Below are 13,332 nucleotides of genomic sequence, written 5' to 3'. Positions count from 1 at the left end.
GCGGCTACCGTTCGACGACCACCCGGGAACAGACCGTAACGCAGACGCTCGATCCACCGATGTGAATCCGTTTCAGCGCAGAGTGAGATCCGTCCGGCGGACGGTGGCCACTTCGGCCGCCGGGCGGGCCTTCAGCAGCTCCGCGATCGAGCCGTGGCCTGGCAGGATCGCGTCCGGGGCGATCTCCACCCACGGCACCAGCACGCTCGCGCGGTCCGGCGTTCCCGGGTGCGGCAGCAGCAGCTCCGGGTCCTCCGACGTCACGCCGTCCACGGTGACCACGTCGACGTCCAGTGTGCGCGGGCCCCAGCGCAGCTCGCGCACCCGGCCCGCCGCCTGCTCGGCGGCCTGCCCCGTGCGCAGCCACGCCCAGTGGTCGCGCGCCGGGTCGTCGACCACGCACACCGCGTTGAGGAAGTCCGGCTGGTCCTCGACGCCCCACGCCCGGGTTTCGTACACGGTCGACACCGCGACCAGCGCCGGCCGCACCGCGTCGAGCGCCAGTTTCAGGAACCCCAGCCGGTCGCCCAGGTTGGACCCGAGCGAGAGCACCGCCCGGCTCACCGGTCGCGCCGGACCGTGACCGCCACGTCGTCGAACGTCAGCGGGATCGGCGCCGACGGCTTGTGCACCGTCACCTCGACCGCGGTCAGGCGCTCGTCGCGCAGCACCTCGTCGGCGATCCGGCCGGCGACGCTCTCGATGAGGTCGTACGGCTCGCCCGCGACGATCCCGGCCGCCAGCTCGGCCAGCTCGCCGTAGTGCAAGGTCTTGGTCAGGTCGTCCGACGCGGCGGCCGGCCCGAGGTCCAGCCACGCCGTGATGTCGACGACGAACTCCTGGCCGTCCCGCTTCTCGTGCTCGAACACGCCGTGCCGCCCGAACACGCGCAGCCCGGTGAGCGTGATCCGGTCAGCCATCCGTCCTCCAAGCGGCCGCCACCGCGACCGCGTCCAGCGAAGCCCCCACCTCGTGCACGCGCACGCCCCACGCACCGGCCGCCGCGGCGAGCGCCGAGATCGCCGCGGTGGCGTCCTCCCGGCCGTCCGGCGGGCGCGGTGTGCCGTCCTTTTCGGACAGCAGACGGCCGAGGAACCTCTTGCGCGAGGCACCGACGAGCACCGGGAAACCGAGCGAACGCAACGAGTCGAGCCCGCGCAGCAACGCCCAGTCGTGCTCGGCGTTCTTCGCGAACCCGAGCCCGGGGTCCAGCACGATGGCGCTCTCCGCCACGCCGGCCGCGAGCGCCGCGTCCACTCTGGACAGCAGCTCGGCCCGCACGTCCGCCACGACGTCCCGGTACTCGGCGAGCGCCTGCATGTCCTTGCTGTGCCCGCGCCAGTGCATCAGCACCCACGGCACACCGGCCTCGGCGGCGACGCGCGCCATGTCCGGATCGGCCAGCCCACCGGAGACGTCGTTGACGACGTGCGCGCCGGCTTCGAGCGCCGCGGCGGCGACGACGGCCCGCGTGGTGTCGACCGACAGCGCGACCCCTTCGGCGGCGAGCGTCTTGATCACCGGCAGCACGCGCCGCAGTTCGGTGGCGGCGTCCACCCGGGACGCCCCCGGCCGGGTCGACTCGCCGCCGACGTCGATCAGGTCGGCGCCCCGCGCCCACATCTCGCGGGCGTGCTCCAGCGCCTGGTCGAGCCCGAGGTAGCGGCCACCGTCCGAAAAGGAATCGGGCGTCACGTTCAGCACGCCCATCACGACGCACCGGCCGGGCGCGGGAAGTCCCACGCTCACCGGCGCGCCCTGATGAGGTCGAGCGCCTCCGCCCTCGACGACGGCGAGTTCTTCAACTGCCCCCGCACGGCGGAGGTGGTCGTGCGCGCGCCGGGCTTGCGGATGCCGCGCATCGCCATGCACAGGTGCTCGGCCTCGATCACCACGATGACGCCGCGGGGTTCGAGCTTGCGGACGATGGCGTCGGCGACCTGCGAGGTCAGGCGCTCCTGGACCTGGGGGCGCTTGGCGTAGAGGTCGACGAGCCGGGCGAGCTTGGACAGCCCGGTGACCTTCCCGGCGGCGTTCGGGATGTACCCGACGTGCGCGACGCCGTGGAAGGGCACCAGGTGGTGTTCACATTGGCTGAACATCGGGATGTCCGTGACCAGCACCAGCTCTTCGTGGGCCTCGTCGAACGTGCGGTCCAGGACCGAGTCGGGCTCGGTGTAGAGCCCCGCGAACATCTCTTGGTAGGCACGGGCGACCCGGGCGGGGGTGTCCTTGAGACCGTCCCGCTCCGGGTCCTCGCCGCACGCCAAGAGGAGCTCGCGGATCGCCTTTTCCGCCCGGTCGTGGTCGAAGACCGGGCGGTCGGCGTCACTGGGGCTTTTCTGGTCCATCCACGTCACGACGCTCCCCCTCGCTCTGCTGGTTGCCGGCTTGGTCGGCGAACCAGCCGTGCTCACGAGGGCGTTCTTCACCACCGGGCCGCCACGACTGACCCGGCTGACCACCCGGCGAAGTCGCGGGCGTCCAGCCCGGAGGAGCACCGTAGTTCGGCGGGCCGCTCTGGCCGGCCGAACCACCCGGCTGCTGGCCCCCGTAGCTCTGCGGCCAGTGGGCCGTGCCGTTGGGGCCACCGTTCGGGCCGCCGTAGGGACGGCCGCCGTTCGGGTAGGCGCCCGGCTGCGGCGGGGCGTACGGATTCGCGTTCGGGTCGACCGGCGACGGCGACGGGTACGGCGGACCGCCCGGCAGGTCACCCGCGCCCTGGGCGGTGCCGACCGGGGTCGGCTCCGGCTTCAGGACCGGCTTCTCCTTCTCCGGCGGCGGCCACGGCTCGCCGCGCTCCATCGCCAGCTCACCCGGGGTCTTGATCGGCGGCTTGTCCGACGGCGTCCGCTCACCGAACTCGTTGAACACGGTGATGTGCGGGCGCTTCTCGACCGTCGCGAAGATCCGCTCCAGGTCCTTGCGGGTCAGCGTCTCCTTCTCCAGGAGCTCGATGACCAGCTCGTCGAGCACGTCGCGGTAGGTGTTGAGCACGTGCCACGCCTCGGTGTGCGCCGTCTCGATGAGCTTGCGCACCTCCTCGTCGATCTCGTGCGCCACCTCGAGCGAGTAGTCCGCCTGCCGGCCGGCCGAGCGGCCGAGGAACGGGTCGCCCTGCTCCTGGCCGTACTTGACCGCGCCGAGCCGGGCGCTCATGCCGTACTCGGTGACCATCGCGCGGGCGATCTTCGTCGCCTGCTCGATGTCCGACGACGCGCCGGTGGTGGGCTCGTGGAAGACGAGCTCCTCCGCCGTGCGGCCACCCATCGCGAAGACCAGCCGCCCGATCATCTCGGAGCGGGTCATCAGGTCCTTGTCGTCCTCCGGGACGAGCAGCGCGTGCCCGCCCGTGCGGCCGCGCGGGAGGATCGTCAGCTTGTAGACCGGTTCGATGTCCGGCATCGCCCACGCGGCGAGCGCGTGCCCGCCCTCGTGGTAGGCCGTGATCTTCTTCTCCTTCTCGGAGATGATCCGGCTCTTGCGCGCCGGGCCGCCGACGACGCGGTCGACCGACTCCTCCAGCGCCGCGTCGGTGATCACGTGCCCGTTCTGGCGGGCGGTGAGCAGCGCGGCCTCGTTGAGCACGTTCGCCAGGTCGGCGCCGGACATGCCGACGGTCCGCTTGGCCAGGCTGGTCAGGTCCGTGCCCTGGGCGATCGGCTTGCCCTTGGCGTGCACCTCGAGGATCGCCTTGCGGCCGCGCAGGTCGGGCGCGGACACCGGGATCTGCCGGTCGAACCGGCCGGGGCGCAGCAGCGCCGGGTCGAGGATGTCGGGCCGGTTCGTGGCCGCGATCAGGATGATGCCGCCGCGGGCGTCGAAGCCGTCCATCTCGACGAGCAGCTGGTTCAGCGTCTGCTCGCGCTCGTCGTGCCCGCCGCCGAGGCCGGCGCCGCGCTGGCGGCCGACCGCGTCGATCTCGTCGACGAAGATGATGCACGGCGCGTTCTGCTTGGCCTGTTCGAACAGGTCACGCACTCGCGAGGCACCGACACCGACGAACATCTCGACGAAGTCCGAGCCGGAGATCGTGTAGAACGGCACGCCCGCCTCGCCGGCGACGGCTCGCGCGAGCAGCGTCTTGCCGGTACCCGGCGGCCCGTAGAGCAGCACGCCCTTAGGGATCTTCGCGCCGAGCGCCTGATATCGCGCCGGGTTCTGCAGGAAGTCCTTGATCTCGTACAGCTCTTCGACGGCCTCGTCCGCGCCCGCGACGTCCCCGAAGGTCGTCTTGGGCATGTCCTTGTTCAGCTGCTTGGCCTTGGACTTGCCGAAGTTGAGGACGCGGTTGCCGCCGCCCTGCGCGTTGTTCATCATCCACATCAGCAGGCCCAGGACGAGGGCGAGCGGGATGGCGAAGATGAGGATCTGCGTCAGCACGCCCTGCTGGGTGACCTTGGTGGTGAACTTGATCGGCTGACCGCCGGACTCCGCCTTGATCAACGAGTCGTAGATCGGGCGGGTGGCGTCCGCCGGGTACTGCGAAATGATCTGGGTGACCTGCTGGCCGTCGACGTCGATGGGCTTGGCCAGCAGCAGCTTGAGCTGCTGTTCCTTGTCCTCGAGGCTGACTTCCTTGACGTTGTTCGAGGTGATCTGGGAGTTCGCCACCGAGATGGGTGCCTGGGTGTACCCACGATCACTGTCGAAGATCGTGTTGTACGCGAACAACGCCAGCAACCCCGCGACGATCCACAGCAGTGGGTTCCTGAGCACGCTCTTCCGGTTCATACGACTCGGCCCTGGTGGCCTCGACCCTCCCTGGTTGGGCGGCTCCTGTGATACCCGCCATCACGATCTTGACAACCCGTGGTGCCTGAACACCTGCTCATCAGGGTACCGTCCGCTGCCGCGTTCATCCCCTGTGAGCCTCTCGCAGGTCAACGGCCGATACCGCGCCAGGGTTCCCAGCCCGCGTCCGCGCCGGTCACGCTATCGCGTGCCGTCCGACACACTGCTCACCATCTCGGCCAGCCGGGTGCGCAGCGTGGCCGGGTCCGCGGGGGCCACGGTGACCCACTCACGCCCGTCCGTACCTGCGCGGGAGAGGCTCAGGTAGCGCCCGGTCGCGGTGTCGAACCAGGCCAGCACGCGGGACCGTTGCTTGGCCCCGACCTGCGAACGGCTGTTCGCTGCCAGCTGACCGCCACGCAGCCGGGGCTGCCCGGCGATGCGGCCGTACGCCTCGCGCGGATCGGCCGTGAGGCGCTCGCTCAGCGGTGTCCGGCGCGCCCGGCCCCGGCGACTGTCTTCTTCCTCACCCGGCGGCAGCGAAGCCGGCACCCGGATCGGCGCGGTGCGGAGGGCGTCGTCCAGCGGAAGTGTGACCGACGCCTCGCTGCCGCGCGGCCCGGCGGGCAGCACCCCGACGACGGCGGAGACGAGCGCGTCCGGTGGGACGTCCCGCAGCCAGATGCCGTCGGCGTCCTGGACCGCGAGCACGCCCTTGGTCTCGTCGGCCGCCGCGAGGACGCCGACCGTCGGGGCTTCGAACTGCGGGATGTGCAGCGCGTCGATGGTCAGCGGGGCGGAGGCCAGCAGGTGCAGGGCATCCTCGATCGGCGGCGCGAACGTGCCGCGCGGTTCGCGGATGCCACGCGCCTTGAGTTCGACGTCGACGCGGTGACGCAGCGACACGCGCTCGTTCTCGGTCGCGCCGTGCGACCGGACGACCAGCGGGTACGGCAGCTCCCCGACCCGCGCCGACTCCCACAGGAAGTCGAACGCCAGCGGCGAGAAGAACTCTTGCATCATCACTCTCCCGGATCGGACTCTTGCCCAGCGTAGCCCGCGGCACCGACAAAACCGGATCGCTCCGGAGGCGAACCGGGCAGCCCGGAGAACCCGGGTTCAGACCGCGCTGGTCGTCGCGGCTCCGGCGAGCATCTCGCCGAGGCGGTGGCGCAGCGTGGCGGCGTCGGCCGGGGCGATGGTGATCCAGTCGCGGCCGTCACGGCCACGGGTGGCCTGGGTGAAGTAGCGGCCGGTCTCGGTGTCGAACCAGCTCAGGACCGGTGTCCGGGTGCGACCGCCCATCCGGGTGCGGGCGTTGGCGCCGATCTGGCCGCCGCGCAGCCGCGGCTGGGCGTGCAGCCGGGCCAGCGCCTTGCGGTCCTCGTCGGCCGACGAGCGCTCGTCGCCGGTGCCGCGGCGCTGCAGGAAGTCGACGCCCTGCGCGCCGACCAGCTGCTCCATGGGCACCGTGATCGACTTTTCGGTCCCGCGCGGGCCACCGGGCAGCAGCGAGACGATCGCGCTCGCGAGGCCGTCGGCCGGGCACGGCTGCAGGTGCAGGCCGCGGGTGTCCTGCACGGCCAGCAGGCCCTGGCCGCCCAGCACGCCGGCGACGGCGAGCAGCGCCTCGGCGTCCGGGGCGATCAGCTGGACGGCGTCCAGGCTCAGCTCGGGGGCGGCCAGCACGCCGAAGTAGTCCTCGATGTGCGGCTCGGGCCGGCCGCGGCCATCGGCGAGACCGCGCGCGGTGAGCCCCTCCAACGTCCGTCGGCGCAGCATCGCCCGCTCGTCGACGGTCGCGCCGTGCGAACGGATGTTCAGCGGGTACGGCAGCTCGCCCAGCCCGGCCGACTCCCACAGGAAGTCGACCTCGACCGGGGTGAGCAGCTCAGCGTTCGGCATCGAGCCACCCCCAGGAGAAACCGGGCCGGGCACGCCGTGAGCGTGCCCGGCCCGAACGGATCAGCGGTCTTCGTCGTCCTCGGACCACGCGCCGATGACCGGCGGCGGGGTCGCCTGGTTCGCGCCGAAGGCCTCGTCCGGGTCCGCCTCGATGAGGAAGGACGCGTGCGTGTGCTCCTCGTCCCGCTCGCCCTGGGCACCCTGCGGGGCCATGCCGCCCATGCCCGGGGTCATCGGCGGCGGGGTCTGCCCGCCGATGGTGCCCGCGGACGAGACGACGCCCTGCTGCGGAGCCTGGGCCGACGCCGCGCTCTGGCCCTGGCCACCGGCCGACGCCAGGGTCGTGTCGTTCTCGGACTTCTTCGCGCCGGACTTGCTGCCCGCGCCCAGCGCCCGCGACGCCAGCGCGCCGAGGCCGCCGGCCGCGCCGCCGAGACCGAGGCCCATGCCGATCTTGCTGAGCGGGTTGCCGGCGCCCGACTGCCCGCCACCCGAGGCGACGTGGCCCGCGCCGGTGGTGGTGCCGCCCGTCCCGGCGGCCGTGCCGCCGGCGCCGTCGCTGCCGAGCGTGGCCGCGTCCGCGCCGAAGCCCGCGGCCGGGACGCCGCCGTGGACGCCGTTCGGGCCGACGACCCCGGCGTGCTGCGCACCGAACGCGCCGCTGTGGCCACTGAAGCCCGCGCCGCCGGAGGCGAAGATCGCTTCGCCCGCGCCGGGCAGCGCGTCGACCGAGCCCGTGCTGCCGACGCTGTTCACCGCGTTGAACGACAGGGAGTTGTGCGACGCGGTCGGCTTCATACCGAGCGACTCCGGGCCGAAGCTCGGGGTCGAGCTGTCGATCTCGCTCATCGTCTGCGTGTAGGCGTTGAACATCGCGACCTGCTGCGCCTTGACGTCGTTGGCCGCGTCGAACTGGACCTTCTGGTCGTCCGTCAGCGCCGCGGGACCACCCGCCAGCGCCAGCTCCATGGTCATCTTCGGGTCGAAGACCACGGGCTGCGGCATCTGCTTGACCGCCGCGGCCGCCGTGGACTGCCGGTGGAGCCGGTCGGACATCGTGTGCGCGGCTTCGGAGGCCTGCGAACCGGAGTTCGCGATCGCCACGAGCGCGCCCTGCGCCCCCGCGGCACCCTTGCCGACCCACGCGTTGCCCAGCTCGGCGATCGCGTTGTACAGGTGGTCCGACGCCTGCTTCAGCTCGGTACCGTGGTGCGCCCACACGTGCCCGGTCGCCTCCGCCGTGCCGGGCTCGTTGTTGTCGCACGCGGCGTGCCAGAGCTGGTTGCTGTTCTGGGCGCTCCAGTTCGGCGGGTCGGCGATCGCGCGGTCGTCGCCGACGTCGAAGCCGTCGGACCGGCCGCGGGCGCTCTCGACGATGTTCTGCGACGCCGAGTTGTCGCCGAGCGGGACGAGCGAGCCCTGATCAGCAGGGCCCGGAGTGGTCTTCGCCGGCTGGTCGCTTTGGTTCGGAGCCATGACTTCGAAATCCCCCTCTGGACTCAGACGTTACGGAACGGGTCGGCCGCGGCCTGGTCGATCTCGTGGTACCGGGCCATCGCCGTGATGATGCCCTCTTCGGCGGCGGAGTACTGGCCGAGCAGGTTCTGCAGCGCGGCGGCGTAGGAGTCGCCCCCGCCGTCCGCGCGCTGCACGAACTTCGCGGCCATCGCGTGGCCGACCGGGTTGTCGCCCAGCATCGGCGGCTGGGCGAGCGTGCCCGCGCCGGCGAGCAGGGCCTCGACCGCGTCCTTGCCGGTGCGGATCTTGTTCAGCACGGCCTGGGCGGCGTCCGGGTCGATCCCGACCTGACCCGCCGCGGCCGCGGCCTTGAAGGCGTTCGCGTCGGCAGCGCTGCTGTTCCCCATCTGCACTCTCTCCCGTTCCCCCGACCCGGTCACCGCGGGCACGAATGGTCTTCGCATAGGTTAACGCACGTGATCAGAGCCTATGACGCAAACGGGGGCCCGGGGGTTCCGAAAATCCGGTGGTTGCGGTGAACGGTCGGTTAACTACGCCGTGTACATCTTCGGGTCCAGGGTGCCGATGTAGGGCAGGTCCCGGTACCGCTCGGCGTAGTCGAGGCCGTAGCCGACGACGAACTCGTTGGGGATGTCGAAGCCGATGTACTTCACCGGCACGTCGACCTTCACCGCTTCCGGCTTGCGCAGCAGCGAGACGACCTCGAGCGACGCGGGGTTGCGGCTGGCGAGGTTCTTCAGCAGCCAGGACAGCGTCAGGCCGGAGTCGACGATGTCCTCGACGATCAGGACGTCCCGGCCCGCGATGTCGCGGTCGAGGTCCTTGAGGATGCGCACGACGCCGGACGACGACGTCGCCGACCCGTAGGAGGAGACGGCCATGAATTCCAGCTGCGTCGGCAGCGGCAGCGCACGGGCGAAGTCGGTCATGAACATGACCGCACCCTTCAGGACGCCCACCAGCAGGAGTTCCCCCTGCCCGTTGGCCGGGTAGTCGGCAGCGATCTGCTCCGACAGCTCCGCGATCTTGTCCCTGATCTGCTGCTCGGTGACGAGCACGGAGGCGATTTCGCCCTCGTACACGGGTCATTCCCCTCGGGTGGTGGGTTGGGAGACGACGCAGAGCCTGCCATGCGCCCGGCGCGCTTCCAAGTTGCCCGGCAACCAGACGCCGCCCTGACCGCGCCACCGGGCGACGAGCGCGTCGACCGCGCGGAGGTGGGCGTCCGTGAGTTCACGCACGTCCGAAGCCAGCAGCCACCTGCGGAGAACCCGCCGCCGGACCGCCGCGGGCTCCGGCGCGAGGGTGGCCACATCCAGCCCATCGGGGCCGCCCGCGCGGGTGAAGATCCGCTCCGCCACTGTGTCCAACGCCTCGTTGTCGTCCCGCAGCTGGGCGGCCGTGCGGGCGAGCGCGGCGGCCACTCCGCCGTTGAGGACGTCTTCCAGCAACGGCAGGACTTCGGTGCGCAGCCGGACTCGGGTGAAGCGCGGCTCGGCGTTGTGCGGGTCGTCCCACGGCTCGACGCCGAGCTCGGCGCACGCGGCCCGGGTGGTGGCCCGGGCGACGGCGAGCAGCGGGCGCCCCCACGGCGGATCGTGCGGCCGCATCCCGGCCACGCTGCGTGGGCCGGAGCCGCGGCCGAGCCCGAGCAGGACCGTTTCGGCCTGGTCGTCGAGGGTGTGGCCGAGCAGCACGAGGTCGTGGCCGGCCAGCGTCCGGTAGCGGGCCTTGCGCGCGGCGGCTTCCGGGCCACCCGGGCCGGTGACGTCGGCCCGGCGCACCTCGGCCTCGTCGACGCCCAGGGCCTTCGCCGCGGCGGCCGCGTCGGCCGCGACCTTCGCCGAGCCCTCCTGCAGGCCGTGGTCGACGACCAGCGCGCGGACGACGTGCCCGCGGTGGTGCCCGACGTACGCGGCCGCCTCGGCCAGCGCGAGCGAGTCGGCACCGCCGGAGACCGCGACGCACAGCTCGGGCGGGGCTTCGACGCTCTCCAAGAAGGCACGAACGGCCCCGCGGACGGCCGCGACCGCCGGCCCGGTCATCCGTGCAGGCGCCGGACCCACGCCGCCGGGTCGGCGATCTCGGCGCGCGAGGGCAGGGTGTTCGGCGACCGCCAGACGGCGTTGAAGCCGTCCATGCCGACGGCGTCCACTACGTGCTTCGTGAACTTCGCGCCTTCTTCGTACTGGCGGATCTTCGCGTCGACGCCGAGCAGCGCGCGCAGCAGCCGATCGAAGACGCCACCGCCCTTACGCCGGGCGGTGAACCGCGCGCGGATCCGGTCGACGCTCGGCACGACCTGCGGCCCGACGGCGTCCATGACGTAATCGGCGTGCCCCTCCAAGAGCGTCGAGAGCGCCAATAGCCGGTCGAACACCGCGCGTTCCTTCGGCGACTGGAGCAGCTCGGCCAGGTTCAGCTTCGGGCCCTGCTTGATCGCCTCGGGCAGCCGGCCGACCAGGTCGGCCAGGCTGTCGGTGCCGCCGATGCCGCCACTGGTGAGCCCGGAGACGAGCCGCTCGACCTCGTCGGCGAAGTAGTCGCGCAGCCACTTGACCGCGGTGAACTGGAGCCGGTGGGTGCACTCGTGGAGGCAGACCCAGAGCCGGAAGTCGTGGCCGGGCACGTCCATCGCCTGCTCGGCGGCGACGACGTTCGGCGCCACCAGCAGCAGCGTGCCGGCGCGCTCGGGGCCGCCGAAGGGGTCGTACTGGCCGAGGACCCGGCTGGCGAGGAAGGCGAGCACCAGCCCGGTCTGCACGCCGGCGCCGCCGGCCAGGATCGGCCCGAGCGGACCGCCCTGCTGCGGCAGCGCCCGCCCGGTCAGCGCGTCCAGCCCGGCCGCCGCCGACCGGACCCAGCCCGGGCGGTCGACGACCTCACCGGGCAGCAGCGGCAGGTCGAGTCCCAGGTTCGTCAGCTGCCGCACGTGCCCCTCGGCCTCGACGGTCAGCTCACGCAGGTCGGTGACGGCTTCTTCGGCCAGTTCGCGCGGCACCTGCGGGCCCCCGCGCACCAGCAACGCGCCGGTCTGCGCGGCGATCGCCCAGTCGACCATGGGCCGGGTCTGCGTTTCCTGACTCACCCTTCCGACGCTACCTGCCCCGGTGCCGGTTTCCGGCCACGATCTTCGTACGGTTCGGCGTCCGCTAGGCGCAGCCGCACTTGCGAAGGCTCGTCGCGAGGGCATCGAGGGCGTCCCGGCCCGGGTCGGTGTCGGAGCCGTTGGACATGAACGCGAACACCAGCACCCGGCCGTCCTGGTCGAGGACCAGCCCGGCGAGGGTGTTGACCCCGGTGAGGGTGCCCGTCTTGGCCCGCACCCAGCCGCGGCCGGCCTGCGACGCCGCCGTGTCGAACCGCTTGTCGGCGAGGGTGCCCGAACCACCGGCCACCGGGAGGCCCGCGAGCACCGGGCGCAGCTTCGCCGTGCCCGGGTTCTTGCCTTCCGGCGCCGCCGCGGCCGCCAGGAGCTGGGTCAGCAGCCGCGCCGGGATGCGGTTCTGCGACGAGATGCCGCTGCCGTCGGACAGCGTGACGCCCGAGACGTCGAAGCCGTGGTCCTTCAGGACCTTGATGGTCGCCTTGGCGCCGCCGGCGTAGCTGGCTTCCTCACCGTTCGCGAGCGCGACCTGCCGGGCGATCGCCTCGGCGAGGACGTCGTCGGACAGCACCATCAGGTCGGACACCAGCTCGGTCAGCGGGGCCGACTTGACCTCGCCGATCACCTTCGCGTCCTTGGGCGCGGTCGCCTGGCCGCCCGCCGAAGCACCCAGCTTCGAGGCGATCGTCGACGCGAGCGCGCTGCCCGCGTTCGCCGTGCGCTGCGAGTTGTTGTCCTTGGCGTTGATGCGGCCGCCGTCGGCCATCACCGGGGACATCTGCGTCGCGTACGTCGACGGCGCGTCGCCCGCTTCCCAGCCCGGCGCGGTCGTCGGTCCCTTGAACAGCGTCAGGTCGACCTGCACCTTCTTCACGCCCGGCGCCGCCTTCTTGACCTGCGCGACGAGGTCGTCGACGTGCGCGCCCCCCGGGTAGAGCGGGGAGTCGGTGCCCAGCGGCAGGCTGGTGAGCGTGGTGTCGCCGCCGCCGACCAGGATCACCGTGCCCGGGTCCGCGCCCTGCACGATCTTGGTCGACAGCCGCAGGTTCTGGTCCAGCGAGAGCAGCGCGGCCGCGGAGGTGAGCACCTTCGTCGTCGACGCGGGTGTCACCGGCGTCGACGAGCCGTGGTCCCACAGCACGGTTCCGCTCACCGGGTCGATCACGCTGCCGGTGAGCTGCCCGAGCGCGCTGTTGCCGGCCGCCGGGCCCAGCACGGACTTGACGCCGTTCGCGGTCGGGGCCGTTCCGGACGTGGCCGGCCCCTGCAGCTGACGCGTGGCCGCGGACGGCACCGGCGAGTCGCCCTTGGGCGCGTTCGGTGCCCACGGCAGGCCCAGCCGGTTCGCCACCTTCGGCGTCGCCGCGGCCACCCCGCCACCGGCGAGCACCAGCAGGACGACCACGACGAGCGCGATCAGCTTGCCCTTGCGCCGCTTCTTCTTCGGCGGCTCCGCGGCCGAAGCTTCGGCCGCGGGCGGCGACGGCGGCTCGGCGGGTGGCTCGGCCCGCTGCTCGGTGCGGGGCTGGTCGCCGCGGACCTGGGGCTGCTGCTGGAAGACGCCGGGGAACTGGGTGGGCCGCTCGATCCCGACGGTCGCCTCGGCGTCGAACCGCTGCCCGTCGGGTTCGATCCGCTGCGGCCGGGCCAGCGAGCCGGCGGACGCCGACGGCACCACCCCGCGCGGCGGTTCCGGCGGCAGCCCGGGACGCCGGTCGCCGGGTTCGGCCGGCCGGTCGCCGGCGCGCTCCTCACGAAGCTCGAGGCGCTGGCTCCAGGGTGCGGCGGGCTGCTGCTGGGCCTCCGGCTCTTCTCGGCGCTGTGCGGCCCCGCGGTTCAGCTGCTCTTCGCGGCGCTGCTGCTCCTCGCGCCAGTGCTGCAGCTCTTCACGCCACTGCTGCGGCTCCTCCGGCTTCGGCTCGTCCCGCGGCGGGACGTGACGCTCGATCGGCACCACCGGCACCGGCCCGGACGGCTTCACCTCGATGTACTGGGTGCTCTCCCCGGCGGGCGCCGGCGCGGCGGCCTTCGGCTCGGGCGGCTCGACGTACTGGGTGCTCTCCCCGGCCGACGCCGGCGCAGCGGGCTTCGGCTCCGGCGGCTCGACG

13 protein-coding genes are annotated in these 13,332 nt (G+C 72.6%); all 13 read right to left on the bottom strand.

Going from position 1 to position 13,332, the window contains the following annotated elements; genetic code table 11:
* Window positions 1-72: 72 nt before the first annotated feature.
* Entirely contained in the window at window positions 73-564 is a 492-nt protein-coding gene (gene folK, locus C2L58_RS00910) for a 2-amino-4-hydroxy-6-hydroxymethyldihydropteridine diphosphokinase (protein WP_103334989.1), read from the bottom strand.
* Window positions 561-920 (bottom strand): dihydroneopterin aldolase, encoded by a 360-nt coding sequence (folB, locus tag C2L58_RS00905; RefSeq protein WP_103334987.1) that lies wholly within the window; start codon window positions 918-920, stop codon window positions 561-563. The genes folK and folB overlap by 4 nt, the downstream gene beginning before the upstream one ends.
* Window positions 913-1,710: a dihydropteroate synthase gene (folP, locus tag C2L58_RS00900; protein WP_199191038.1), complete on the bottom strand. Its 798-nt coding sequence runs from the start codon at window positions 1,708-1,710 to the stop codon at window positions 913-915. Before folP ends, folB begins: the two co-directional genes overlap by 8 nt.
* A 35-nt stretch (window positions 1,711-1,745) precedes the next feature.
* Window positions 1,746-2,351, bottom strand: coding sequence for a GTP cyclohydrolase I FolE (gene folE, locus C2L58_RS00895; RefSeq protein WP_199191036.1), 606 nt, complete (start codon window positions 2,349-2,351; stop codon window positions 1,746-1,748).
* Window positions 2,329-4,734 (bottom strand): ATP-dependent zinc metalloprotease FtsH, encoded by a 2,406-nt coding sequence (ftsH, locus tag C2L58_RS00890; RefSeq protein ID WP_103334984.1) that lies wholly within the window; start codon window positions 4,732-4,734, stop codon window positions 2,329-2,331. The genes folE and ftsH overlap by 23 nt, the downstream gene beginning before the upstream one ends.
* 201 nt (window positions 4,735-4,935) lie before the next feature.
* Window positions 4,936-5,757: an ESX secretion-associated protein EspG gene (locus C2L58_RS00885; protein WP_103334982.1), complete on the bottom strand. Its 822-nt coding sequence runs from the start codon at window positions 5,755-5,757 to the stop codon at window positions 4,936-4,938.
* Between the two features lie 96 nt (window positions 5,758-5,853).
* Window positions 5,854-6,639 (bottom strand): ESX secretion-associated protein EspG, encoded by a 786-nt coding sequence (locus C2L58_RS00880; RefSeq protein ID WP_103334981.1) that lies wholly within the window; start codon window positions 6,637-6,639, stop codon window positions 5,854-5,856.
* A gap of 60 nt (window positions 6,640-6,699) precedes the next feature.
* The gene (locus C2L58_RS00875) at window positions 6,700-8,115 is read right to left on the bottom strand and encodes a hypothetical protein (RefSeq protein ID WP_103334979.1); all 1,416 of its coding nucleotides are present in this window, start codon (window positions 8,113-8,115) and stop codon (window positions 6,700-6,702) included.
* Window positions 8,116-8,138: 23 nt separating this feature from the next.
* The gene (locus tag C2L58_RS00870; RefSeq protein WP_199191035.1) at window positions 8,139-8,504 is read right to left on the bottom strand and encodes a hypothetical protein; all 366 of its coding nucleotides are present in this window, start codon (window positions 8,502-8,504) and stop codon (window positions 8,139-8,141) included.
* Between the two features lie 144 nt (window positions 8,505-8,648).
* Window positions 8,649-9,200, bottom strand: a complete 552-nt coding sequence (gene hpt / locus C2L58_RS00865; protein ID WP_103334975.1) for a hypoxanthine phosphoribosyltransferase — start codon at window positions 9,198-9,200, stop codon at window positions 8,649-8,651.
* A gap of 3 nt (window positions 9,201-9,203) precedes the next feature.
* Window positions 9,204-10,163 carry a tRNA lysidine(34) synthetase TilS gene (gene tilS, locus C2L58_RS00860; RefSeq protein ID WP_103334973.1) on the bottom strand — a complete coding sequence of 320 codons (960 nt, stop codon included), beginning with the start codon at window positions 10,161-10,163 and terminating at the stop codon, window positions 9,204-9,206.
* On the bottom strand, window positions 10,160-11,179 hold the full coding sequence (locus tag C2L58_RS00855) for a zinc-dependent metalloprotease (protein ID WP_103334971.1): 1,020 nt from the start codon (window positions 11,177-11,179) through the stop codon (window positions 10,160-10,162). The genes tilS and C2L58_RS00855 overlap by 4 nt, the downstream gene beginning before the upstream one ends.
* A gap of 91 nt (window positions 11,180-11,270) precedes the next feature.
* Window positions 11,271-13,332 (bottom strand): D-alanyl-D-alanine carboxypeptidase/D-alanyl-D-alanine endopeptidase (gene dacB / locus C2L58_RS00850; RefSeq protein WP_199191034.1); only part of this gene is annotated, 2,062 nt, incomplete at its 5' end.

This window comes from Amycolatopsis sp. CA-126428 (assembly GCF_002904335.1).
Classification (GTDB): domain Bacteria; phylum Actinomycetota; class Actinomycetes; order Mycobacteriales; family Pseudonocardiaceae; genus Amycolatopsis.
This window is presented reverse-complemented; position numbering and strand designations above follow the sequence as displayed.